This is a genomic window from Sphingobium sp. TomTYG46, assembly GCF_055396345.1.
The window spans coordinates 533,582-557,666 of record NZ_AP027325.1 but is presented as its reverse complement, the minus strand read 5'-3'; the positions used below and the strand labels follow the sequence as shown (position 1 = coordinate 557,666).

Here is a 24,085-nt window from a genome sequence, read left to right as displayed (position 1 = left end):
GATCAGGCGACCTCGAACAGACCGGCCGCGCCCATGCCGCCCGCGACGCACATGGAGACGACCACATATTTGACGCCGCGGCGCTTGCCCTCGATCAGGGCATGGCCGACCAGACGCGAGCCGGTCATGGCGAAGGGGTGGCCGATGGCGATGCCACCGCCATTGACGTTGAGCTTCTCAGGATCGATGCCGAGCGTGCGCTGGCAATAGATCGCCTGGTTGGCGAAGGCTTCGTTGAGTTCCCAGAGGCCAATGTCGTCGATCTTGAGCCCGGTGCGCTCGAGCAGCTTGGGGATGGCGAACACAGGACCAATGCCCATTTCGTCCGCGCCGCAGCCTGCGACCTGGAACCCGCGATAGATGCCTAGGATGGGGAGGCCTTCCTTCTGCGCGGTGGCAAGGTCCATGACGACCTGGGCCGAGGCGCCGTCGGAGAGCTGGCTGGCGTTGCCTGCCGTCACATGCTTGCCTTCCTTGATGACCGTGCCGTTCTTGAACACGGGCTTCAATTCAGCGAGCTTTTCATAAGTGGTGCCAGCGCGGATGCCCTCGTCCTTGGTGAGGGTCAGCTCTTCCTTGCCGGTCTCATTGCCTTCCTTGTCGAAGAGGGCCTTGGTGACCGTGATCGGCACGATTTCGTCATCGAACTTGCCCGCTTCCTGGGCGGCGGCGGCGCGCTGCTGCGACTGGGCGGCAAAGCGGTCCTGGTCCTCGCGGCTGATGCCATAGCGTTCGGCGACGATCTCGGCGGTCTCGATCATCACCATATAGGCGTTGGGATCGCGCGCCTTGATGAACTCGGAGCGGTTGCGGAAGGCGGGATAATGTTTGTCGATGGTGAGCGACACATTTTCCACGCCGCCCGAGACGGCGCAGTCGATCTCGTTGGCGATGATGCCGCGCGCGGCGAACGCCAGCGCGTTCAAACCGGACGAGCATTTGCGGTCCATCGAGAAACCGGCGGTGGTGTCGGGCAGCACCGAGCCATGGACGGTCAGGCGCCCGACATTATAGCTTTGCGTGTTCCACTGGTTGGCAACGCCCAGATAGACGTCATCGACGCGGGCGGGATCGATCCCGGCGCGGGCGATGGCGGCATCGACCACATGGGAGGACATGAACGGCGCTTCGGTGTCGTTGAACGCGCCGCGATAGGCTTTGCCGACGCCCGTGCGGGCGGTGGAAATGATGGCTGCTTCACGCATCGAACAATCCTTTACTCAAAAACCGTGCATGTTGGTGGGACCCCAGAAGGCGCGCATTTCGACGACCTCATTGGCTTCGTTGAAGCGGAAGGTGTCGATGACGTCGATGCGCTTGGGACCGCCGTCGAAGTTGAGGTTCACCGAGAAGGGGAAGACGGCATAGTCGCCCGCGACCCGGATGGGGCCTTCGAGCTTCAATTTCGCGCCGGTCTTCATGGATTCAGCGTAGAAGGCGCGAACCGCCTCGCGGCCCTTGTGGATGGGCGAGCCGATCGGGTCTTCGACGGTCGCATCGTGCGCATATAGGGTGGCGACCTGGTCGGCGCTACCGGCCTCGAACGCGGCGACATATGCGTGGACGGCGGCTTCCATCTTGACGGGATCGGGCATGGGTCTTGCTCCAGCAGGGGTGGCGAGAAGGCTAAGGGCGCAGGCGAGGATGGTGCCCCGGCTCATGTCAGCTTTCGGGAAAATAGCGGTTGATGGTATCGACCACGCAGGCGGGCTTGTCCTTACCTTCGATCTCGACGGTGACGCGGATCACCGCCTGGATGGCGCCGCCCTTGACTTCCTCGACCGAGACGATTTCGCCGGTGCCGCGGATGCGCGAGCCGACCACCACCGGATTGAGGAAGCGGGTCTTGTCCATGCCGACATTGACCCCAGCGGAAAAACGCCGGACCTCGACGATCTGCGGCATGAACAGGTTGACGAGGCTGAGCGTCAGATAGCCATGGGCGATGGTGGCGCCGAAGGGACCGTCCTTGGCGCGGACCGGATCGACATGGATCCACTGATGGTCGCCGGTGCAGTCGGCAAAGGCGTCGATGCGCGACTGTTCGATCGTCAGCCACTCCGACGTGTCGAGCTTCGTGCCCTCCTTGCCGAGGAGATCGCGCGGGTTTTCGAAGATGGTCGCCATGTTTACGCCCGCTGGCTCGAGACCGCGACGATCTCGCCGGTCATGTAGGAGGAGAGGTCGGAGGCGAGGAACATCATGACATTGGCGATTTCCCAGACCTCGGCGGGACGCTTGAAGGCTTCCTTCTCGACGAGCTTGTCGAGCGCCTCCTGCGTCGTCACCTTGGCGAGGAAGGGGTGCATGGCAAGGCTGGGCGAGACCGCGTTGATGCGCACGCCATGTTCGGCCGCCTCGATCGCGGCGCAGCGGGTGAAGGCCATGACCCCGGCTTTCGCGGCGGCATAATGGGCCTGGCCCTTTTGCGCGCGCCAGCCCAGCACCGAGGCGTTGTTGACCATGACGCCCGACTTGTTGGCGTACATCGAGGGCAGGAACGCGCGGGTCATGCGGAACAGCGAGGTCAAGGTGACGTCGAACACGCGCGCCCACTGCTCGTCGGTCATGTCGACGATATCGGCCTCGCCGCCCAGCCCTGCATTGTTGATGAGGACATCGACCTTGCCGAGATGGCCAAGCGACGCGTCGCGCAAGCCCTGCACGGCTTCCTCGCTGGTGACGTCGCACACGAAGGTGGCGGGACGCTCGACCTTGGCTTCATCGGCGATGCGGTCGGCTGCTTCATTGAGGCGGCGTTCATGGAAATCGCTGATGAGGAGCCTGGCCCCTTCTTCCGCCGCGCGCTTGGCGGCGGCAAAGCCGATGCCGGTGCCAGCGGCCGCGGTCACGACCACGGTCTTGCCCTTGAGAAGCCCCAAGGGCGTGGGATAGGGGGGAACGGGCGAGGTCGGGGTCATGCGGCGTCCTTCATGATGATCTTGGCGAGCGCTTCGCGATGCTGGTCCGGCGTGCCGAGCCAGCTGGCGGTTGCGCGGGCGCGCTTGAAATAGAGGTGGGCGTGATGTTCCCAGGTGAAGCCGATGCCGCCATGGAGCTGGATGGCATCGCCCGTGACCGAGCAATAGGCGTCCGACACATAGGCGCGCGCGGCGTGGGCGGCTTCGGCCAGTTCCTCGCCGTTATCGTCGATCGCGGCGGCGGCATAATAGGCGGCCGAGCGCGAGGCTTCGACGAGCAGCATCATGTCGGCGAGCATATGCTTATAGGCCTGGAAGGAGCCGATGAGGCGGCCGAACTGGACGCGCTGCTTGGCATAATCGACCGTGGCGTCGAGGCTGTACTGCATGCCACCGGTTTGCTCGGCGGTAAGTAGCCCGGCGCCGATGGTGAGGGTACGCTCGATCGCCGCCTTGGCGCTGCCGGGCGCGCCCAGCACCATGGCGTCGGTGACGGCGCAATCGAAGGTGAGGCAAGCAAAGCGGCGGGTGCGGTCGAGCGCGGGCAGCGCCTCGATGACAAGGCCGGGGGTGTCGGCTTCGAGGACGACGAGGCTCTCGTCAGCGGTGGCGACGATGATCAGCTGCGCGACATGGCCGAAGGTCACGAACTGCGCCGTGCCGGTGAGGCGGCCATTGGCGAGAGTGGGGCGGCTTGCTGTGCCAGCGAAAGTTGCGCGCGTGCCCGACGCGAGGCGGGGCAGCAGCGCCGCCTTCTGTTCCTCGCTGCCTGCCGCGAGCACCGCCTGCACGGCGAGCACGGCGGTCTCGAAGAAGGGCACGGGCGCAAGGACGCGGCCGGTTTCTTCGAGGACCAGCGCCATTTCGACAGCGCCCAGGCCCAGGCCACCCAGGCCTTCCGGGATCATGAGCCCGGTAAAGCCCATCTCGCCAAGGCTGTCCCACAGGCTCTCGTCAAAGCCGCTCGTCCCTTCGACGGCGGCGCGGATGACGTCGGGGTTGGCGGCATCGGTCAGGAAGTCGCGCGCGGCGTCCTGGATCGCGCGCTGGTCGTCGCTGAGCGCGAAGTCCATCAGGCGGCTCCGTAGACGGGCTTTGCCGGTTCGCGGGTTTGGAGGAGTTTGCGCACGATCGCGTCCATCTCGCTGGCTTCAATCCGCGCGCCCTTGTCGAAGGCGGGGCTGTCGGTCCAGCCCTGCGACAGGAAGACCTGGCCGCCCTTCAATTCAAACACCTGGCCGGTGACGCCCTTCGACTGTTCGGAGACCAGATAGGCGACCAGCGGCGCCATGTTTTCCGGGGCGAACAGGTCGAACTCGCCTTCTTTCGCCTCCATGTCGAACGCGCCGGTATTGGTCATGCGGGTGCGGGCATTGGGGGCGAGCGCATTGGCTGTGATGCCAAGGCGCCCCAGCTCGGCGGCCTGCACCAGCGTCAGCCCGGCGATCCCGGCCTTGGCCGTCGAGTAAGCCGACTGGCCGACCGATCCTTGCAGGCCTGCGCCCGAGGTCGTGTTGATGATGCGCGCATCGACCGGGTTGCCCGCCTTGCTCTGCGCGCGCCAATATTCCGCGGCATGGCGCGAGGTGCAGAAATGGCCGCGCAGATGGACGCGGATCACCGCGTCCCATTCTTCGGGGGAGCAGGTGAAGAACATGCGGTCGCGCACGAAGCCTGCATTGTTGACCACGGCATGAAGCGCGCCGAAGCTGTCGAGCGCCTGTTCGACCATCCTCTTGCCCGAGTCCCATTCGGCGACATCGTCGGTGTTGGCGACGGCCTGCCCACCCATCGCCTTGATCTCGTCCACGACCTGCTCGGCCGCGCCCTTGGTCGCGCCTTCTTCGCCATGAGTGCCAACGCCAAGGTCATTGACCACGACCTTGCAGCCTTCCGCGGCGAGGCCCAGCGCATAGGCCTTGCCCAGCCCATTGCCCGCCCCGGTCACGATCGCAACACGTCCTTCGCAGATACCCACTTGCCTTACTCCTTCATTGCGCTGCGACGGGGATCAGCAGATGCTGGCTCAGGTCCCCCACCAGATCGAGCAGGGAATAATCCCGCCCGGAAAAATGCCATGCCCCATCCATGTAGGTGAAGCTGTCATGATAGCGGCCCGCGCAGATCGCCTGCAAAGGCAGGTCCGGGGTCGCCTGAAACACGGTATAGTAAGAGCGGCAGGTGGCGGTGCCTGCCACCTCGTCCACCTCGATAATGGGGTTGGTGATGACATGCTTGGTGCGCGGCGTGCCATCGTCATGGATGCGCACATGGGCGCGCCAGAGCGCCAGCATCGGCGCGGAACCCTCGACCGTCTCGCCGCCGCCAGTCTTGATCCGGGCGCGTTCGAACAGGGCGGCGACGGCTTCAAGGTCGCCTGCGTCCATCAGCTCCGCATAGCGGTAGAGGAGGTTGGTGATGGCGGTGGCGCTGCTCATGGTTGACCCTCTCGCTGCGCCGCCTGGCGTTCGCGATGCTGCGCGGTTTCGCCGGTCAGGCGCACGGCGACAGCGTCCGACGCCACGCGCTGCGCCTGCCGCTCCGGGCTTGCTGCGCGCAGCGGCTCGGCCTCGACCAGCCCAGTCAGCGCGGCGCGGGCGAGTTTCTGATACTCCCCCTCGCCATTGTTGCGCCAGGTGACCTGATGCGGCTCGAACGTCTTGACCACCTTGGCCGGATTGCCGACGACCAGGCTGCGCGGCGGGGTCACCGTGTCGGACTTCACAAGGGCAAGGGCGGCGACGAGATTTTCATCGCCGATCACCGCATTGTCCAAAATCACCGCGTTCATGCCGACAAGGGCATTTTCGCCGATCTCGCAGCCATGGATGATGCTCCCATGGGCGATGGTCGCGCCGCGCTTGATGATCGTGTCGCGCAGCTGGTTGGCATGGACCGACACATTGTCCTGGATCGAGCTGTCGCCTTCCACCACGATCCGCCCGAAATCCCCGCGCAGCGAGGCGCCCGGCGCGATGAAGCAGCCCGGCCCCACGATCACGTCACCGATCAGCGACGCCAGCGGATGGACGTAGCTGGTCGGGTCGACGACGGGTGTGATCCCCTGATAGGCGTAGGCGGGCATGGGGGCTGGGTCCCTTAGAGCCGCTCGATGATGGTGACGTTGGCCTGGCCGCCGCCTTCACACATGGTCTGCAGGCCATAGCGCCCACCCGTGCGCTCCAGCGCATTGAGCAGCGTCGTCATCAACCGCGCGCCGGTCGCGCCGATCGGGTGGCCCAGCGCGATCGCGCCGCCCTGCACGTTAACCTTCTCATGCGGGACATCCAGTTCCTTCATCCACGCCATGGTGACGCTGGCAAAGGCTTCGTTGCATTCGAACAGGTCGATGTCGCTGATCGACATGCCCGCCTTCTTCAGCGCATATTGCGTGGCCGGAATGGGGCCGGTCAGCATCCACACCGGGTTGGCGGCGCGCACCGACAGATGATGGATGCGCGCGCGGGGCTTCAAACCATGCTCCTTCACGGCCTGCTCGCTGGCGATCAGCAGCGCGGCGGCGGCGTCGCAATTCTGGCTGGCGACGCCTGCGGTGATGATCCCGCCTTCATTCACCGGCTTCAACGACGCCAGCCCCTCAAGCGAGGTCGTGGGGCGGATGGTTTCGTCCTTGGCCAGGCCCTCAAGCGCCACCACTTCCTTGTCGAACCAGCCATTGTCCCAGGCGGCCTGCGCGCGCTGGTGCGACGCGAGCGCGAACTGCTCCATCGCCTCACGGCTGATGCCCCATTTGTCGGCGATCATCTCGGCGGACTTGATCTGGTTGACCTCTTCCATGCCATAGCGCTCGACCCAGCCCTTCGACCCGTGGAAGGGGCTGTCGAATCCATATTGCGCGCCTGCGATCATCGCGGCCATGATCGGAATCTGGTTCATCGCCTGGCTGCCGCCCGCGACGACCAGGTCCTGCGTGCCGCTCATCACGCCCTGCGCGGCGAAATGCACGGCCTGTTGGCTTGATCCGCACTGGCGGTCGACGGTGACGCCGGGCACTTCTTCAGGCAGGCCAGCGACCAGCCAAGCGGTACGGCCGATGTCGCCCGCCTGTCCGCCGATGGTTTCGGTGCAGCCCCACACCACATCGTCCACGCGCGACGGATCGATGCCGGTGCGCTTGACCAGCTCGCGGATCGGGTGCGCGCCCAGATCGGCAGGATGCACCTGCGCCAGGCTGCCCTTCTTGCGGCCGATGGGCGAACGAACGGCGTCGACGATATAGGCTTCAGGCATGTTCATTTTCCCGGGCAAAAGTCTGGTCCGGCCCCATGGGCTGGCTAAAGATGCGCGCGGCGATGTGCGCACGGTGATAGGCGGGCGTGCCCCATGTCTGCGTCAGCGCGACGGCGCGCTTCAGGAACAGGTGGACATCGACTTCCCAGCTGTACCCCATCGCGCCATGCACCTGGATCGATGCGCGGGCGGCCTTGTCGGCGGCTTCCAGCGCCACCAGCTTGGCATGGCTGACGCGGGCGCGGGCCTGCACGTCGCGCGCGCCGATTTCCGCAGCGGCGGCGGCGACCACAGGCTTGGCGAACTCGATCGCGACCTGAGCGGAGGCAAGGTGATGCTTGACCGCCTGATAGCTGCCGATGGGCTTGCCGAACTGCTGCCGTTCCTTGGCATATTCGACCGCCAGATCGACCGACCGCTGGGCCAGCCCCAGCCCGAACGCCGCGTTGAACAGCGCCGCGCGATCGAGCGCCAGGTCCCAGTCAGCCTTACCGAGCGCCGTCGCCTTGTCCTTGTTCCACTCGACGCTGAACAGGCGGCGGAAGGGATCGATGCTGGGCTGCGCCGTCAGCGTCACCTGGTCGGGCGTCACCAGATACGCCTCGCCATCGCCATGCAGGATGATCGCCGCCGCACTGTCGGCATTGGCGACATAGGGATTGGCCGGATGCTGGATCGCGATAGTGGCCACCGGGTCGCTCAGCAATGCATGATCAGGCGCCAGCGCGGCCAGCATCGGCGCGGCAACGCCTGCGCTTTCGACCAGCGGTTCGGGCAGCGCGACATAGCCCGCTTCCCGTGCGATCAGGGCAAAGTCGGCTTCCGCCAGCCCGATGCCGCCCGCGCTTTCGGGCAGCAGCACCAAGGTCAGGCCGGTTTCGACGATCGATGCCCAACGCGCATCGTCGCGCGCGACCCCGGCTTCCATCATCTTGCGCCAATGGTCGGGCGTGCAGCTGTCCGCAAACAGCGTCCGCGCCGTCTCTGCAAACATCAGCTGTTCGTCGCTCAGGGTGAAGTCCATCTCTCTATTCCCCTTAGCGCGGCAGGCCGAGCATGCGCTCAGCGATGATGTTGCGCTGAATCTCGTTCGACCCGGCATAGATGGGGCCTGCGAGCGCGAAGATATAGTCGTCGATCCAATCAACGGCGCACGCGTCCGGCGCGTCATGCGTCAGTTCCGCCTGCGGTCCCAATATGTTGAGCGCGGTCTGCGTCAGGTGGATGTCCAGTTCCGACCAGAAAATCTTGTTGGTCGACGCCTCCGGCCCGATCTTCGCGCCCGCCATCAACCGCGATGCGGTCTGATAGATGTTGAGCGCATAGGCGTCGGCATTCATGTGCGCGCGCACCACATCCGCCTCCAGCGCCGGGTCCGCCGTCTCTTTATGCTCGGTCCACAGCTGCGCCAGCTTCTTGGCCGCCACCTGATAGCGGGCAGGCGACCGCAGCATCAGCCCGCGTTCGAAACCCGCCGTCGCCATGCAGATGTGCCAGCCCTGACCCTCGTCACCCAGCCGGTTGAAGGCAGGCACACGGACATTCTCCAGGAAAATCTCGGCAAAACCGACATGGCCGTTGATCTTCTTGATCGCATTGACCGTGACGCCCGGCGCGTCGAGCGGGAAGAAGACCAGGCTCATCCCCTTGTGCCGCTCGCTGCCCGGCTCGCGGAACAGGCCGAACGCCCAGTCGGCGAACACCGCGCGGCTCGACCAGATCTTGTGGCCATTGAGGATATAGTCGTCGCCATCACGGACGGCGGTCGCCCGCACGCCTGCCAGGTCGGACCCGGCCATCGGTTCGGACCAGGCCTGCGCCCAGATTTCCTCGCCGCTCGCCATCTTGGGCAGGAAACGCTGCTTCTGCTCATGGGTGCCGAATTCGATCAGCGTGGGCCCCAACAGGAAAATGCCATTCTGGTTGACGCGGCCCGGCGCACCGGCGCGATAATATTCTTCCTCGAAAATCAGCCACTGGATGAGGTCAAGGCCGCGCCCGCCATATTGTTTGGGCCATGTCACCATGCCCCAATCGCCGGACTTCAGCGTCTTTTCCCACTGGCGGTGCGCTTCGAAACCTTCGCGCGTCGCGTCGAAATGCTCCAGCGTGTCCTTAGGCACATGGGCTTCCAGCCAGCTGCGCACTTCGGCGCGGAACGCCTGCTGTTCGGGGGTATAAGTCAAGTCCATCAGAATTTCGCCGCGCCCTTATTGTCCACAAAGGCGTCACGCGCCTTCTGGCTGTCTTCATGCATGTACATTTCGAGCGTGAAGCCCTGCTCGATCCGGTAATGGGCCGACGGGTCGGTCGGTTCGATCAGGTTCAGCGCCTGCTTGGCGATGACCAGCGCGGCGCGGCTCTTGGACGCAATCACCTCGCAAAAGGCGTAGGCCTCGTCTTTCAACTGCTCCAGCGGCACCACCTTGTGCACCGAACCGTGACGGTAGGCGTCTTCCACCGGAATGCGGCCGCCGGTGAAGAAATTGGCGCGCACCATCTGGACCGGGAGCATGCGGCTCATGAAGGCCGCGCCGCCCATCGCGCCGCGATCGATTTCAGGCAGCGAGAAATAGGCCCCTTCCGCCGCGATCAGCGCGTCGCAAGCGCCCGCGATATTGACGCCCCCGCCAATAACGAAGCCATGGAGCGCGCCCACCACGGGAATCGCGCATTCGCGGATCGCCTTGAAGGTGAGGTAATTATCCTTGTTCAGCTTGGCGATGCGTTCGGGATGCGCGGCCATCTCCTTGATGTCGACGCCGCCGCAAAAGCCCCGGCCTTCCGCGCGGATCAGGATGCATTTCACATCCTCATTCGCCGCCGCTTCGTACACCATGGCCGGGATCGATTCCCAACCCTTGGTGTCGAATGCGTTGACCGGCGGATGGTCGAACAGGATTTCGGCGATGGCACCCTTGATGGTCAGCGTGATCGGCATCTTTTAAGTCCCTTTTGCTCAGGCGGCGCTGGCGGTTTCGCGGCCCATGGCGGCGAGTGCGGCCAAGCGCTCATGCGCCTCTTCAACGATGCGGTCGACCAGAGCCGCGCAGGTCGGGACCTCGCCAATCCGCCCGCCCACGACGCCGGTCGCCATCACGCCATGTTCGATGTCGCCATCGACCACCGCCTTCTGGATCAGCATCGGCATGGTTGCGGCCATCATCGCCTGCTTCAATGGCATCGCGCCGTGCGCGGTCATGCCCCGCGCCGACTTGATCATGTCGAACCAGCTCGCGCCGGTCTGCTTCTTCATCGCCATGCCCGCCTCGATCGCGCGCAGCCACATGCCCAGCGGCCCGGACTTTTCGATCCGGTCCATCAATTTGGTGCGCACCATCCGCTGGGGAATCCCGTCGAGCTTGGTGGTGACGACGATCCGGTCGGTCGATGCTTTGAGATATTCCGCCTTGGCGCTGTCGGGCACCGGGCTTTCCTTGGTCAGCAGGAACCGCGTGCCCATCGCAATGCCGACCGCGCCATAGGCCAGAGCCGCGGCAAGGCCCCGCCCGTCGGCAAAGCCGCCGCTCGCGATCACCGGCACGTTCACCGCGTCCAGCACCTGGGGGAGCAGCACGGTGGTCGGGACGGAACCTGTATGCCCGCCGCCTTCGCCGCCCTGGACATTGACCATGTCCACGCCCAGTTCGACCATCTTCTGCGCATGTTTGACCGCGCCGACGGTGGGGATGCACAATATGCCCGCATCCTTGAAGCGGCCGATCATCTTGGCATTGGGGCCACGGCCAAAGCTTACCGCGCGCACCTGATCCTTGTTGGCCAGGATCAGCTCGACAATCTGGTCAGCGCCCGGCTGAAAGCTGTGGAAATTGACGCCGAACGGCTTGTCGGTGCCATTGCGGACAGCCAGAATCTTCTCGCGCGCTTCGTCGGGCGTCATCACCGCTGCGCCCAGAAAACCGAACGCGCCTGCATTGCTCGACCCGATCACCAGCGAAGGCTCAGCGACCCATCCCATCGCGGTCTGGATGATCGGCCAGCGGCAGCCAAGCCGTTCGGTCAATATGGTGTGCAGCGGATCGCCCATCATTCGCTCGCCTGTTTCTTATTCGCTTCCGCCATCTTCTTGGCGTCCAGCCCCGCGATCGAACTGCCCTGGACCAGATCATTCTGCGCATGGGCGAAATGGTGCATATGATATTGCGCGTCCATCGCGTTGCGCTTGCCCATCAGTTCCTCGACATGGTTGATCGCCTGCTTGGTCAGCCAGTTGCCCAGGCGCGGTTGCGCCACCAGCTTGGCCGCCATGCCCGCCACCGTCTCACGCAGCGCCTCGCGCGATACGATCTTGTTCACCATGCCGAACTGTTCGGCCCTCTGCGCGCTCATCCGCTCGCCCAGCAGCAGGAATTCCTTGGCGATGCGCGGCGGCAGTTCATAGGCGTGGGCGAAATATTCGACGCCCGGAATGCCCATGCGGTTGACCGGGTCCTGAAAGAAAGCATCGTCGGTGGCGACGATCAGGTCGCACACCCATGCCAGCATCAACCCGCCCGCGACGCACGCGCCCTGCACCATGGCGATGGTGGGCTTGGGCGTGTCGCGCCAGCGTCGGCACATGCCGACATATTGCTCTTTTTCACGTGTGTAGAGCAATTCGGCGGCGGGCTTGTTCACATGGCCCGGCACCATCAGCCTGTTTTCGAAATGCTTGTGCACGTCCCGGCCGGGCGTGCCGATGTCATGCCCGGCCGAAAAATGCTTGCCGTTGCCGCCCAGCACGATGCAGCGCACATCGTCATCGTTCGTCGCCTTGATGAAGGCGTCGTCGATCGCATAGGTCATCTGGCCGTTCTGGGCGTTGTTGAAGCCCGGACGGTTCATCATGATCCACGCAACATTGTCGATCACCTCATAGGTGACCGGCTCTTGCGTTTCGTAGACGATGTCGACCTGTTGCGGTTCGACCAGGCGGTCGGTCTCGTTCATATTCAGGCTGCCCTTCTGTCTCCGGCCGGGTTGTCCTTGAACACGGTGGCACGGACGTTGTTCGGGTCGATCTTCGCGATCAACTCCAGCTGCTCTGCCGTAGGCGCAGGCGTCACCGGAATGTCACCCTCAACTTTTGCCAGCGGGAAGCCTGTATTGTCCTGCACTTCCTCGAACGTCACGCCGGGATGCAGCGAGATCACGCGGATCTGGTGATCCGGCCCGCCAAAATCCATCACGCACAAATTGGTGATGATGCGGCGCAGGTCCAGACCCTGGGGCGGACCGCCATTGCGATAGCGCGCCGGGTTGTAGCCCGCCATGCAGACGAAATCGACTTCGCCTTCCACGAACGCACGCTTGTTGTGGTTTGCAAAGAAGAAGCTGTTGGGATGGCTGATCGAATTGCCCGGAAAACCGCGCGCGCCCAGCATCGCTGCCTTGGGCTTCTTGTGATCGCCAATCACCGAGATATTGGCCTGGCCGAAGCGGTCGATCTGCACCGGCCCCACCAGCGCATGGCGACGGCCGCTCCACAGCGCGGAAAAGACGCGGTCATAATTGGCGATGCCTTCAAATTCAGGCTCGGCGACGCGCTTGCCGGGACCAACCGGCTCGCTGGTATACCAGGCCTCGCCATCGGTGGTCTGGATCGCGGGCGCAAAGCTCAGCTTGGCCAGACCCGCACCGATGCGGGGCAGGGGGCCGATGCCGGTCGCCATCACTTCACCATCGTCGCGCCAGACTTCGGCGCAGGCGGCGATGACCAGTTCGGCGAGCGAATAGCTATTCTGGGTCATGTCAGTCTCGCTCAGTAAATGGGGACGGGCAGTTGCTTGACGGCGTCCGCGCCGCCGATTGCCGCCTGATAGTCAGCTTCGGACACATCGATATATTTCGCCTTATACTCGGCCCAGGCTTCGGGCGAGGCGGCGCTTTCGACATAGGTCTTGATGTGCTTGAGATCGAGCTGATAGTCCGGCGCGGCGCTGGTGGGATGCGCGCCCAGCGGTGCTTCCGCAACGCCGGTGATCATCGCCCGCTCGACCAGATTGTAGCGGCTGTTCTTCTTCATATCCAGCTCGGCCGTCGGCACGATCTTTTCCACCGTGGCGTAGCTCTTCTTGGCGGCGCGGACCAGCAGCTCGTCGAAGATCGGATCGACCGACAGCGTCAGGATGTTGCCGCGCTCGTCGGAACGATGCGCATGGATCAGCGCGACGTCAGGCACCAGAGCAGGCATGGCGACGAATTCCTCGCCATCCTCATAGGGGCTCTTCACGAATTTGAAGTCGAAACCCGACTGGTTGATGACGTCCGTGCCGATGCCTACGCGGGTCGGCAGGAACGGCAGCTTCATCGCGCCTGCACGCAGGCCCCAATGATACATGCCCTCGTCCAGTTCCAGCACTTCAAAAGCGCCCGCCTGGCGAGCGTTGCGGAAATGCGGTTCCAGCGGATAATGGTCCAGGCTGGCAAAGGCGAAGACCAGCTTCCTGATCTTGCCGGTCGCGGCCAGCATGCCGATGTCCATGCCGCCATAGCCGGCCATCAGGGTCAGGTCCTTCAGGTTCGACCGGGCGATCGCGCGGATCAGGGCCATCGGCTTGCGCCGCGTCGCCCATCCACCGATACCGATGGTCATGCCGTCGGAAAGTTGGTCGACGATGTCATCCACCGTCATACGCTTGTCGAGCATAGTTTCAGTCATCCTTTTACGTCAGTCTCGTCCGGTCCCGTGCGCAGTCCTGCCAGTCAGTCCTGTTCATGGGCCCATTTATGGCCCCAGTCGCTTACCGCGAGGCTGGTGGTGGGGACCCATGTGTCGGGGTCTATTACCAGGCCGTTCCAGCCATATTCGATGTCGAAACCGCCGGGCGTTTGCATGTAGAAAGAGGTCATCTTGTCGTTGACATGACGGCCCAGCGTTGCCGAGAGCGGCACCTTGCCCTTGCTCTTCAACACCCGGTCATAGGCGCGGCCGACATCCTCGAGGGACCCGACCTCCAGCATCATGTGCACCGCGCCATTGGGGCTTTCGGGCAGCTGGCCCAGCGCCAGGCTGTGGTGGCGCGGGTTGCAGTGGAGGAAGGCAAAGCCCACGCCCGGATCGTCCGCGCCGCCGCCCATCAGGTAGAAGCGGCCAAGGTCGGTGTCGCCAAAGCCCATGACTTGCCTGTAGAAGGCGTGGGTCTCGTCGAAATTGGGCGCGGTCAGCACGACATGGCCAAGGCCCATGTCGCCATTATCACCGGTCACGAAGCGGCTGACGCCCGCGGGCGAGACGAAGGGGGCATAGTCGACGAAGCGGCCGTAGAACAGCTCCATCGGGTTGCCTGCGGGGTCCGATGAACGGGCGAGTTCATAGACCTGGCGGCCACGCGCCTCCATGACGCCCGCCCGTTCCACCGGACGGCCTGCCGCCTCGAGGCGGGCCAGAACCGATTCGAAGGCGTCACGATTCGCGCATTCCCAGCCCGGCGCCACGAAGCGGTCGGCCGCGCCTTTCTGCACCCGCAGGCGCCAGGGCCGGTCGTCCATGCGGAACAGCGCGACGTCCTCGTCCGGCGAAGGGGCCGCCATCAGTCCTGCGATATTGCAGGCAAAATCCTGCCACGGCCCGAGCTCCCGCGCCTCGATCACCACATAGCCTAGCGATATCACTGCCATTTCAAGCGCCTCGCCTTCTTTCCTGTCTGCCAGCCATGCTCTGCCGCAGAGCGTTGCAAAATGACCTTCCCCATACGCATATGGCAAGCGCTGCCGCCTGTTTTGCACTTGCAGGGGGAGGCGCAGTTAGCGCGCTCAACGAGCTTATGGCAATTCGTTCCCAATCCGCCTATAAGCAACGGCCCAAATGCGCAAGCCCTGTTTGCCTTGACAGTTTGCGTAATAGCAGTTTACATAAACTACGCATATAGCAAATCTGAAGTAGAGTCGCCTACAATGGAGAAGATGATGACCGGGGCAGTAGCAAGCCGACCCATTGACGAGGCGAATGCCGGGATAGCTTCGCCCGAAAGTCTGATCGCCAAAGCCAAGGCGATGATCCCGGTGCTGCGCCAGCGCGCCCGGGCCTGCACCATCGCCCATGATGTCCCTGTGGAAACCGTCGCCGAGATGAAGGCGGCCGGCTTTTTCCGCGTGCTCCAGCCCAAGCGCTATGGCGGCTATGAGATGCACCCCAATGTCTTTTTCGAGATCCAGAAGGCGCTCGCCGAAGGCTGCATGTCGACAGGCTGGATCTACGGCGTCCTTGGCTGCCATCCTTACGAACTCGCCCTCTTCCATGACGAGGCGCAGAAGGAAGTGTGGGGCGAGGATCCCGACATGCTCGTCTCCTCCACCTATCAGCCGGTCGGCAAGGTGGAAAAGGCCGAAGGCGGCTTCTACCTCTCGGGCCGCTGGGGCTTCTCGTCGGGCTCCTCCCATTGCGGATGGGTGCTCTTGGGCGCGATCAATTTCGACACCGATGGCGGCCCGCCCGACATGCGCACCTTCCTCCTGCCGCGCTCCGACTATCAGGTGATCGAAGGCACCTGGGATACGTTCGGCCTCCAGGGCACCGGCAGCTTCGACATTCTGGTCGAGCGTGTCTTTGTCCCTGAACACCGCACCCACAAGGCGAGCGACGGCTTTGCCGGCACCAATCCGGGCCAGGAAACCAACACCGCGCCCCTCTACCGCATCCCCTGGGCGCAGCTCTTCATCCGCTCGGTCTCCAGCGCCGCCTTCGGCGGCATCCGCGCCGCCACTGGCGCCGCGATGGAGATCATGGGCAACCGCGTCTCGACCAACACCGGCAAGGCGTCCAAGGCCGACCCCAATCTCCACGCCGCCATCGCCCGCGCGATTGCCGAGACCAATGAGATGGAGCTCACCCACCGCACGACCTTCAACGAACTGATGGACTATGCTGGCCGCAATGAGCCTGTCCCGATGGAGAAGCGCGCGCTCTTTGCCTACCAGTCCGCCAGCGTCGTGCGCCGCATGGCCGAGCTTGCCGACGGCATGGTCAAGCTGCTTGGCGGCCGGGCGGTCTACATGTCGAGCCCGATCCTCCAGCCCTGGCTCGACCTCCATGCCGCGCGCGCCCATGTCGCCAATGACCCGGCCAACCGCACCAGCGACGTCATCGGCACGATCAACGGCGAACCGCCCGCCTTCACCTTTATCTGATATAAAAAGAGGATTGTTCATGGCCAGTGAACTGAACCGCGAACTGAGCCGCAAGACCTATAAGGTCGCGGGCGGATATGAGATTTCGGTCGCGGAAATCCCCGGCGCCGGCAATGCAGACGGCCCTACGGTCGTCTTCATCCATGGCAGCGGCCCCGGCGCATCGGGCGCGTCCAATTTCCGCAACAATGCGCAAGATTTCGCCGACGCTGGCTACCGCGTCATCCTGCCCGACCTCATCGGCTATGGCGCTTCCTCCAAACCCGAGACCGACTATCCGCTCGAATTCTTCACCCAGACCCTGCTCGAGGCTCTGACGCAGCATGGGATCACCGGCGGCCACCTCATCGGCAACTCGCTGGGCGGCGGCATCGCCCTCCAGATCGCGCTCGATCACTCTGAATTCACCATCGGCAAGCTTGTCCTGATGGCGCCGGGCTGCGTTGCCGAGCAGGCGAGCTATTTCACCATGCCCGGCATCGCCAAGATGCGCTCGGGCTTTGGCGGTCCCGACTTCAATGTCGAGGAACAGCGCCGCCTGATCAGCAACCTCATGCATCCCTCCTCGCTCCACCACGTCACCGACGCGCTGGTCGAGGAACGCTTTGCCGTCGCGCGCACCCAGCCCAAGGATGTGCTCGCGCGGGTCAAGACCCCCGACCTTGGTCCCCGCCTTGGCGAGGTCACCCAGCCCATCTTCGTCCTGTGGGGCCTTAATGACGAATTCTGCCCCGAAAGCCACGCCCGCCTCTTCCTCGACGCCTGCCCCGACGTGCGCTGCCTCACCTTCTCGCAGACCGGCCATTGGGTGCAGGTGGAACGGGCTCAAGAATTCAACCGCTACTCGCTGGACTTCCTGAAGAATGGCTGACGCTGCTCCTGCGCAATCCGTGCCTGTTCCAGAGCCCGTGGACGTTACCACAGGGCTGAAGGGCGCGATGCGCCGTCTGCCCTCGGGCGTGGCGATCGTCACCGCGCTTGGGACAGGCAAGGCGCCTGTCGGCATGGCCGCGACCTCGATCACCTCGCTCACCATGGACCCGCCAGCAGTGCTCGTCTGCGTCAACCAGACAGCCAGCATCCACGCCCATCTCACCCCCGGCTGCCCGGTCAGCATCAACCTCCTCTCGCGTCACCAGCGCGAGGTGTCGGCAGCGTTCGGCGGCGCGGTGGCGCGCGAGGCGCGCTTTGGTGTTGGCAGCTGGACCGCCGATCCCCATGGCCTCCCTATCCTGGAGGAGGCGCAGGCCAACCTCTCCTGCACGATCGAGAGCATGACCCCCTTTGGCACCCACAGTATCGTCATTGCGCGCGTCAAGGCGGTGCGCCTCAGCGATGCGGTCGATCCCCTCATCTTCCAGGACGGAGCCTATCTGTGAGCGGCCTTAACGCCCAGAGCCTTAATGATAGCCTTGCAGACGAGCTCTACCAGGCGCTGCGGGACAAGCGCACCGTGCCGCCGCTGATGGCGCGCCATCCTGAACTCACCATCGATGACGCCTATGCCATCTCGCTTGGCGCGCTCGAACGCCGCAAGGCTGATGGCGAGCGGGTCATCGGCAAGAAGATCGGCGTTACGTCCAAGGCCGTGCAGGACATGCTGGGCGTGCACCAGCCCGACTTCGGTTTCCTCACTGACCGCATGTTCATCGAGGGCGACATCGATGTCGCGGCAAACGGCCTCATCGCCCCGCGTGCCGAGGCCGAGATCGGCTTCATCTTGCATGACAGCCTCAAGGGTCCCGGTGTCACGGCGGAAGACGTGATCGCCGCGACGCAGAGCATCGTCCCCTGTTTCGAGATCGTCGACAGCCGCATCCAGGACTGGAAGATCGGCATCGTCGACACCGTCGCCGACAATGCCTCCTGCGGCGTCTATGTGCTGGGGGACGCGCGGGTTGATCCCAAGGCGCACGACCTCCCCAATCTTCATGTCACCGTCACCAAGAATGGCGAGCCGCTCAGCGAAGGCTATGGCCATGCGGTGCAGGGCTCGCCCGCCCAGGCGGTCGCCTGGCTTGCCAACACGCTGGGCGCCTATGGCGTTACCCTGGAGGCGGGCGATGTGATATTGTCAGGCAGCCTGGTGCCGCTCGAACCGGCACGGCCAGGAGATGTGTTCGAGATGCAGCTTGCAGGGGTCGGCAGCTGCACCGCGCGCTTTATCTAGATTTGTGAGAGGGCATCGCTGCAAGCCATGCGAGCCCTGTGAGGAGTAAGTAATGACGGGCAAGGTCAAGGCGGCGATCATCGGGTCGGGCAATATCGGCACCGACCTCATGATCAAGATGATCAAATATCCCCAGAATATGGAACTGGTGGCGGTGGTCGGCATCGACGAGGCCTCCGAAGGCCTCGCCATGGCGCGCGAGCGTGGCGTCGCCACCACCCATGAGGGTTTAGAAGGCCTCATGAAGATGGACGTCTACCCCGAGATCGGCATCGTGTTCGACGCGACCTCGGCTTACGCCCACAAGGTTCATGACGCAGCGCTGCGCGCCGACGGCAAGCAGGTGGTCGACCTCACCCCCGCCGCGATCGGCCCCTACACCATCCCCACCGTCAATGGTGAGGCCAATCTCGATGCGGGCAATGTCAACATGGTGACCTGCGGCGGCCAGGCGACGATCCCGATGGTCGCCGCCGTCAGCCAGGTCGCGACCGTCCATTATGCCGAGATCGTGGCCTCGGTCTCCTCGCGTTCGGCAGGTCCCGGCACCCGCGCCAACATCGACGAGTTCACCCGCACCACCGCAGGCGCGATCGAAAAGGTCGGCGGCGCGGCGCAGGGCAAGGCGATCATCATCCTCAATCCCGCCGAACCGCCGATGATCATGCGCGACACGGTGTTCACCCTGTCCGAAGGCGCGGACGAAGAAACCATCCGCGGCTCGGTCGAAGCGATGGTCAAGAAGGTCCAGGCCTATGTGCCGGGCTATCGCTTGAAGCAGGAGGTGCAGTTCGAGCGCTTTGGCGACAATAACAAGCTCACCATCCCGGGCCGCGGCGAGTTCACCGGCATCAAGACGATGATCCTGCTCGAGGTCGAAGGGGCGGGCGATTATCTGCCGAGCTATTCGGGCAATCTCGACATCATGACCGCCGCTGCCAAGGCGACCGGCGAGCTGCTCGCGCAGCGTATCGCACAAGGAAAGAAGGTGGCAGCATGAGCGCCGAGATCAAAGCTCCGTTCAACGTGGAAGCGGGCGACAAGCTCTACATCCAGGACGTGACGCTGCGCGATGGCATGCACGCCATCCGACACATGTATGGCATCGACCATGTGAAGGCGATCGCCAAGGCATTGGATGACGCAGGGGTCGACGCGATCGAGGTCGCCCATGGCGACGGCCTCAATGGCGCAAGCTTCAACTATGGCTTTGGCGCGCATACCGATTGGGAATGGCTCGAGGCGGTTGCCTCGGTGCTGACCAGGTCGGTTCTCACCACGCTCATCCTGCCGGGCGTCGGCACGGTCGAGGAACTGCGCCGCGCCTATGATATCGGCGTGCGCTCGGTCCGCGTCGCGACCCATTGCACCGAGGCGGATGTCTCCAAGCAGCATATCGGCATTGCCCGCGATCTTGGCATGGACGTCTCGGGGTTCCTGATGATGAGCCACATGATCGATGCGGAGAAGCTCGCGAGCCAAGCGCTGCTCATGGAAAGCTATGGCGCGCAGTGCGTCTATGTGACCGACAGCGGCGGCGCGCTCGACATGGACGGGGTCAAGGCCCGTCTGGAAGCCTATGATCGCGTGCTCAAGCCCGAAACCCAGCGCGGCATCCACGCCCACCACAATCTCAGCCTTGGCGTCGCCAACTCGATCGTCGCGGCCCAGTGCGGCGCGGTGCGCATCGACGCATCGCTCACCGGCATGGGCGCGGGCGCGGGCAATGCGCCGCTGGAGGTGTTCATCGCCGCCGCCGACCGCAAGGGCTGGAACCATGGTTGCGACGTCAACGCGCTGATGGACGCAGCCGAGGATCTGGTTCGCCCCTTGCAGGACCGCCCGGTCCGGGTCGACCGCGAAACCCTCGCGCTTGGCTATGCCGGGGTCTATTCCTCGTTCCTGCGTCATGCCGAAAAGGCCGCCGAAACCTACGGCCTCGACACCCGTACCATCCTCGTGGAACTCGGCCGTCGCAAGATGGTCGGCGGGCAGGAAGACATGATCGTCGATGTCGCCCTCGACATGGTCAAGGCGCGCGAAGCCGCAGCCTGATCAGCCGCCGGGCGCGGCTTGTTCGCGCCCGGCGTCGCTCACACGCAACAGGAGGAGAGGATATGGCCGACAAGCGCCTGTCGCTCGACCATATCACCGTCACCGACACCACCCCCTGGCAGCTTGCGCAAATCGCCGCAGAGGTGGGATGCCAGGGCATCTGCCCGTTCCTCCATGCGATGGAGGTGCTGCCCGCCATGCCCGCCTATGATCTGGTGCGCGATCCCCAGGCGCTGCGCCAGACCCGTGATGCGCTCGCCGCCACCGGGGTCACGGTCGACCTTGTCTACCCCTTCACCATGGCAGGACGTACCAACCCGCAGGACTTTATCCCCGCGCTCGAAACCGCCGCCGCGCTCGGCGCGCCCCTCGCCAATGTCCTGTGCTACGACCGCGATCCTTCCCGCCGCACCGAAAAGCTTATCAAACTGGCCGAACTTGCCGCCCCGTTCGACATCGCGCTTGCAATCGAATTTTATCCCCCCTCCCAGGTCCAAACCTTAAGCGCCGCCCTCGAGGAAATCACCCGCTCCGGCCGATCCGACATCAAGGTCACAGCAGACCTCCTCCACATCATGCGCGGACCCGAACCCGAAACCAGCTTCCCCCTCCTTGCCCACCCCGCCATCGCCATCGCCCAGATAGCCGACGGCCCACCAACCATCGATCCCGACCAGATCGAACGCGAAGCCGGCATCCAGCGCCAACTCCCCGGACAAGGCAAGTTCAACATCCCGGCGTTCCTCCACGCCCTCAACCCCGCAACACCCCTCAGCGTCGAAATACCCCAGCAGTACGCCATCGACCAAGGCTTCAACGCCCATCAACGGGCACAAATGGCGGTGGATTGCATGAAGGAAGTGGTGAAAAGAACGCACTGAAAAACGAGAAATAGGAAAAATAGGAAAATAGGAGAGTAAGATGCGTGACCTGATTGACCCGACCCTGTTGCCGGGGTTGGATTTCATGCCGGCGCTGGACATCACGGCAGAGAGCCTGCCCGCGATACGCGAGGGTATGGAGCAGATGACGGCGATGGCGCCCGAGCCGCAGGATAGTGGTGTTGAATGGCGGGAGGAGCGGATCACGGCGCCCGATGGGCATGAACTGCTGGTCAGGGTTTATCGTCCGGCGGATGCGCAAGGGACGCTCCCCGCGATCCTGCATATTCATGGCGGCGGCTATGTGATGGGGTCAGTGCGTACCAATCATCTTTCCAACATCGAGCTTGCGCTGTCCGCTTCCGCCCTCGTCGTTTCGGTCGATTATCGGCTTGCGCCCGAGACGGTGGCGCCGGGCGCGGTCGAGGATTGTTATGCGGCGCTGCAATGGCTGCATGACGGCGCGGAGCAGTTGGGCGTCGATCCCAAGAGGATCGCCATTCGCGGCGAGAGCGCGGGCGGCGGGTTGGCCGCGGCTCTGGCGCTGCTGGCACGCGACCGGGGCGGCCCGGCGATCGCGCACCAGAACCTGATCTATCCGATGCTGGACGACCGCACCTGCATCACGCGTCTGCCCGAGCATTTGGGCGCATTCGTGTGGACGCCGCAGGCCAACGCCTTTGGCTGGCGATCCCTGCTGGGTAAGGAGCCCGGTTCGGCGGACGTATCGCCCTACGCGGCCCCCGCGCGGGCGGAGAGCCTGGCTGGCCTGCCGCCCGCCTTCATCTGCGTGGGCGCGCTCGATCTTTTCCTGGTCGAGGACATGGATTATGCCCGCCGACTGATCGAAGCAGGCGTTGCGGCAGAACTGCACGTCTATCCGGGTGCCTATCACGGTTTTGACGTGACGCCCGACGCCGCGCCAGTCCGCCAAATGAAGCGCGACGCCGTCGCGGCCCTTCGCAAGGCGCTGCATCCCGCCGAAACACGATAGGATGAGCGGTAGATAGCCGCGCAAATTGCGGCGGCATCAGCTTTGACACTGGTGCTGCCCGCAAGTGCGCGCTATTAAACCGGCTACATTTTTGAAGGCGGGGCAAGAATGCAGATCAGGAGCGGGCGGAAAACGACGCCGCCATCGCTGGATACTCTCGATACGAACATCATAGAGATACTCCGGACCAACGGCCGCGCAACCAATCAGGAAATTGCAGAACGGCTGTCTGTTACCGCTGCCACGATTTCTGCCCGGCTGCAAAAGATGGACGACGGGAAAGCGATGCGCGTCGTTGCCGTCACCGATTTTGCGGCCCATGGCTATAATGTGATCATCGCCCTGGGCGTGAAGGTCCAGGGTCGCAATGTTCAGGAGGTCGGCCGCGATCTGGCCGATCTTTCCGAAGTGCTGAGCGTCAATGTCATGAGCGGCGACCATGATGTGGAATTGCTCGTCGCACTGCGGGATTTTGGCGAGGTGCAGGAAATGTTGTTCGAGCAGATCGCCAGAGTGGAGGGGGTCGTTCACATCACATCAGGGGTGGCGGTGGATATCGTGAAATATGAATTCAACGTGGTGCCGCTGTGACCGGGAAGGCCGATTGGGCACGCCTGGACAAGCTGGACCAGGGGATCGTCGAAAAGCTGGCCCGCGATGCGCGCATTTCCAACCGCGCCATCGCCGCCGAACTGGGGGTGACGGAGGGCACCATTCGCACACGCGTCAAGCGGTTGCAGAATGAAGGGCTGATCCAGTTCACCGTCGTCACCGATTTCCGCATGGCGGGGTCGCCCAACCTTTGCATGATGGGGATCGATGCCGATCCATCCCATGTGTCGGAATTGGCGCGCCGTCTATCCGACATTCCGGAAATCACCTGCGTTATCGTTCTGCTGGGCCGTTACAGCCTGTTGGCGATGGGGCTGTTCACCAATATCGAGCAGCTGAACGATCTGGTGACGGAGCGGATCAGGCCAATGCCGGGCGTCCAACGGGTGGAAACGTCGGTATCCGTCCATAATCTGAAATATGAGGCTGGCATCGCGAAGATCACGCGAGAAGCGGCCGAAGACTAAAAAACGGGGGGAGGTTCAACCCCTGAGGAGAGTATCATGTCGATCAATCTGGAAGAGCTTGCCGCCCGCGTGACGGCATTGGAGGACGTCAACGCCATCCGTCAGTTGAAGGCGCGTTACCTGCGCGCCTGCGACCTGAAGCTGGTGGACGAATTGCGTGAGACGTTCCTGCCGCAGGGCATAAGGCTGGATTACCAGAATTTCCCGCTATTCACGGATCGCGACGAGTTCATCGCCATATTTCAGAAAATGGCGATGGCAGGTGGCGTTTATGACATTCACCACGCGACCAATGCGGATATCGAATTGGTGAGCGCGGATGAAGCGCGTGGGCTGTGGTCGCTCAATTTCCGGACGATCATCCTTGCCACGCGGTCGGTGACCCGGCTCGCGGTGGAATATCAGGATGTCTATCGCAAGCAGGACGGGCGCTGGTGGATCGCGGAGTCGGTGAGCCGCGTCACATCCATCCTGACCGAAGAGATTGGCGAGGATGGTACGCCGCGTTACCTGGCCTGGGGTGAAATGCCTGCTGCGGCTTGAGTTCGTGAGGGCAGGGGTGCGATCGTTGCTCCTGCTCTCCATTTGAGAAATAGCTGGAACTT

At 63.8% G+C, this 24,085-nt stretch carries 28 protein-coding genes; 11 read left to right on the top strand and 17 right to left on the bottom strand.

The window, feature by feature from the left end:
* Positions 1-2: 2 nt before the first annotated feature.
* The 17 genes from ACZ5YV_RS15830 to ACZ5YV_RS15750 are packed head-to-tail and all read right to left on the bottom strand — an operon-like array spanning position 3 to position 14,792.
* Complete coding sequence (locus ACZ5YV_RS15830; RefSeq protein WP_464789343.1) at positions 3-1,205, bottom strand: acetyl-CoA C-acyltransferase; 1,203 nt, start codon at positions 1,203-1,205, stop codon at positions 3-5.
* 15 nt (positions 1,206-1,220) lie between these two features.
* Complete coding sequence (locus tag ACZ5YV_RS15825; protein WP_464789342.1) at positions 1,221-1,661, bottom strand: nuclear transport factor 2 family protein; 441 nt, start codon at positions 1,659-1,661, stop codon at positions 1,221-1,223.
* Position 1,662: 1 nt separating this feature from the next.
* Positions 1,663-2,127: a MaoC family dehydratase gene (locus ACZ5YV_RS15820; protein WP_464789341.1), complete on the bottom strand. Its 465-nt coding sequence runs from the start codon at positions 2,125-2,127 to the stop codon at positions 1,663-1,665.
* Positions 2,128-2,129: 2 nt separating this feature from the next.
* Entirely contained in the window at positions 2,130-2,921 is a 792-nt protein-coding gene (locus ACZ5YV_RS15815) for an SDR family oxidoreductase (protein ID WP_464789340.1), read from the bottom strand.
* Positions 2,918-3,994 (bottom strand): acyl-CoA dehydrogenase family protein, encoded by a 1,077-nt coding sequence (locus tag ACZ5YV_RS15810; protein ID WP_464789339.1) that lies wholly within the window; start codon positions 3,992-3,994, stop codon positions 2,918-2,920. The genes ACZ5YV_RS15815 and ACZ5YV_RS15810 overlap by 4 nt, the downstream gene beginning before the upstream one ends.
* Positions 3,994-4,899, bottom strand: coding sequence for an SDR family oxidoreductase (locus tag ACZ5YV_RS15805; RefSeq protein ID WP_464789338.1), 906 nt, complete (start codon positions 4,897-4,899; stop codon positions 3,994-3,996). The genes ACZ5YV_RS15810 and ACZ5YV_RS15805 overlap by 1 nt, the downstream gene beginning before the upstream one ends.
* Before the next feature lie 13 nt (positions 4,900-4,912).
* A complete protein-coding gene (locus ACZ5YV_RS15800) occupies positions 4,913-5,359 on the bottom strand; it encodes a nuclear transport factor 2 family protein (RefSeq protein ID WP_464789337.1) in 447 nt (148 codons plus the stop codon).
* Positions 5,356-6,006, bottom strand: coding sequence for a gamma carbonic anhydrase family protein (locus ACZ5YV_RS15795; protein ID WP_464789336.1), 651 nt, complete (start codon positions 6,004-6,006; stop codon positions 5,356-5,358). Before ACZ5YV_RS15795 ends, ACZ5YV_RS15800 begins: the two co-directional genes overlap by 4 nt.
* A 14-nt stretch (positions 6,007-6,020) precedes the next feature.
* Complete coding sequence (locus ACZ5YV_RS15790; protein WP_464789335.1) at positions 6,021-7,172, bottom strand: acetyl-CoA C-acetyltransferase; 1,152 nt, start codon at positions 7,170-7,172, stop codon at positions 6,021-6,023.
* Positions 7,165-8,196 carry an acyl-CoA dehydrogenase family protein gene (locus ACZ5YV_RS15785; RefSeq protein ID WP_464789334.1) on the bottom strand — a complete coding sequence of 344 codons (1,032 nt, stop codon included), beginning with the start codon at positions 8,194-8,196 and terminating at the stop codon, positions 7,165-7,167. The genes ACZ5YV_RS15790 and ACZ5YV_RS15785 overlap by 8 nt, the downstream gene beginning before the upstream one ends.
* Before the next feature lie 13 nt (positions 8,197-8,209).
* Positions 8,210-9,364 carry an acyl-CoA dehydrogenase gene (locus tag ACZ5YV_RS15780; protein ID WP_464789333.1) on the bottom strand — a complete coding sequence of 385 codons (1,155 nt, stop codon included), beginning with the start codon at positions 9,362-9,364 and terminating at the stop codon, positions 8,210-8,212.
* The gene (locus ACZ5YV_RS15775; RefSeq protein ID WP_404956637.1) at positions 9,364-10,113 is read right to left on the bottom strand and encodes an enoyl-CoA hydratase family protein; all 750 of its coding nucleotides are present in this window, start codon (positions 10,111-10,113) and stop codon (positions 9,364-9,366) included. The genes ACZ5YV_RS15780 and ACZ5YV_RS15775 overlap by 1 nt, the downstream gene beginning before the upstream one ends.
* An 18-nt stretch (positions 10,114-10,131) precedes the next feature.
* Entirely contained in the window at positions 10,132-11,220 is a 1,089-nt protein-coding gene (locus ACZ5YV_RS15770; RefSeq protein ID WP_464789912.1) for an NAD(P)H-dependent flavin oxidoreductase, read from the bottom strand.
* A complete protein-coding gene (locus ACZ5YV_RS15765; protein ID WP_404956634.1) occupies positions 11,220-12,122 on the bottom strand; it encodes an enoyl-CoA hydratase in 903 nt (300 codons plus the stop codon). The genes ACZ5YV_RS15770 and ACZ5YV_RS15765 overlap by 1 nt, the downstream gene beginning before the upstream one ends.
* A 2-nt stretch (positions 12,123-12,124) precedes the next feature.
* Positions 12,125-12,922 (bottom strand): CoA-transferase subunit beta, encoded by a 798-nt coding sequence (locus tag ACZ5YV_RS15760; protein WP_464789332.1) that lies wholly within the window; start codon positions 12,920-12,922, stop codon positions 12,125-12,127.
* An 11-nt stretch (positions 12,923-12,933) separates the two neighbouring features.
* A complete protein-coding gene (locus ACZ5YV_RS15755) occupies positions 12,934-13,821 on the bottom strand; it encodes a CoA transferase subunit A (RefSeq protein ID WP_464789331.1) in 888 nt (295 codons plus the stop codon).
* Positions 13,822-13,877: 56 nt separating this feature from the next.
* Positions 13,878-14,792: a VOC family protein gene (locus ACZ5YV_RS15750; protein ID WP_464789330.1), complete on the bottom strand. Its 915-nt coding sequence runs from the start codon at positions 14,790-14,792 to the stop codon at positions 13,878-13,880.
* Positions 14,793-15,077: 285 nt separating this feature from the next.
* Between ACZ5YV_RS15750 and ACZ5YV_RS15745 the strand changes: the two genes are divergently transcribed.
* The 11 genes from ACZ5YV_RS15745 (at position 15,078) to ACZ5YV_RS15695 (ending at position 24,023) form a co-directional block, all read left to right on the top strand.
* Positions 15,078-16,301 (top strand): acyl-CoA dehydrogenase family protein, encoded by a 1,224-nt coding sequence (locus ACZ5YV_RS15745; protein ID WP_464789329.1) that lies wholly within the window; start codon positions 15,078-15,080, stop codon positions 16,299-16,301.
* A gap of 19 nt (positions 16,302-16,320) precedes the next feature.
* On the top strand, positions 16,321-17,172 hold the full coding sequence (locus tag ACZ5YV_RS15740) for an alpha/beta fold hydrolase (RefSeq protein ID WP_464789328.1): 852 nt from the start codon (positions 16,321-16,323) through the stop codon (positions 17,170-17,172).
* A complete protein-coding gene (locus ACZ5YV_RS15735) occupies positions 17,165-17,680 on the top strand; it encodes a flavin reductase family protein (RefSeq protein ID WP_464789327.1) in 516 nt (171 codons plus the stop codon). Before ACZ5YV_RS15740 ends, ACZ5YV_RS15735 begins: the two co-directional genes overlap by 8 nt.
* Before the next feature lie 86 nt (positions 17,681-17,766).
* Entirely contained in the window at positions 17,767-18,471 is a 705-nt protein-coding gene (locus tag ACZ5YV_RS15730) for a fumarylacetoacetate hydrolase family protein (RefSeq protein ID WP_464789913.1), read from the top strand.
* Between the two features lie 52 nt (positions 18,472-18,523).
* Positions 18,524-19,471 carry an acetaldehyde dehydrogenase (acetylating) gene (locus tag ACZ5YV_RS15725; protein ID WP_464789326.1) on the top strand — a complete coding sequence of 316 codons (948 nt, stop codon included), beginning with the start codon at positions 18,524-18,526 and terminating at the stop codon, positions 19,469-19,471.
* Positions 19,468-20,526 (top strand): 4-hydroxy-2-oxovalerate aldolase, encoded by a 1,059-nt coding sequence (gene dmpG, locus ACZ5YV_RS15720; RefSeq protein WP_464789325.1) that lies wholly within the window; start codon positions 19,468-19,470, stop codon positions 20,524-20,526. Before ACZ5YV_RS15725 ends, dmpG begins: the two co-directional genes overlap by 4 nt.
* 62 nt (positions 20,527-20,588) lie before the next feature.
* Entirely contained in the window at positions 20,589-21,407 is an 819-nt protein-coding gene (locus tag ACZ5YV_RS15715; RefSeq protein ID WP_464789324.1) for a sugar phosphate isomerase/epimerase family protein, read from the top strand.
* Between the two features lie 40 nt (positions 21,408-21,447).
* Positions 21,448-22,401, top strand: coding sequence for an alpha/beta hydrolase (locus tag ACZ5YV_RS15710; protein ID WP_464789323.1), 954 nt, complete (start codon positions 21,448-21,450; stop codon positions 22,399-22,401).
* Between the two features lie 108 nt (positions 22,402-22,509).
* A complete protein-coding gene (locus ACZ5YV_RS15705; protein ID WP_464789322.1) occupies positions 22,510-22,992 on the top strand; it encodes an Lrp/AsnC family transcriptional regulator in 483 nt (160 codons plus the stop codon).
* A complete protein-coding gene (locus ACZ5YV_RS15700; protein WP_464789321.1) occupies positions 22,989-23,480 on the top strand; it encodes an Lrp/AsnC family transcriptional regulator in 492 nt (163 codons plus the stop codon). The genes ACZ5YV_RS15705 and ACZ5YV_RS15700 overlap by 4 nt, the downstream gene beginning before the upstream one ends.
* A gap of 36 nt (positions 23,481-23,516) precedes the next feature.
* A complete protein-coding gene (locus ACZ5YV_RS15695) occupies positions 23,517-24,023 on the top strand; it encodes a nuclear transport factor 2 family protein (protein WP_449468775.1) in 507 nt (168 codons plus the stop codon).
* The last annotated feature ends 62 nt before the right edge of the window (positions 24,024-24,085 follow it).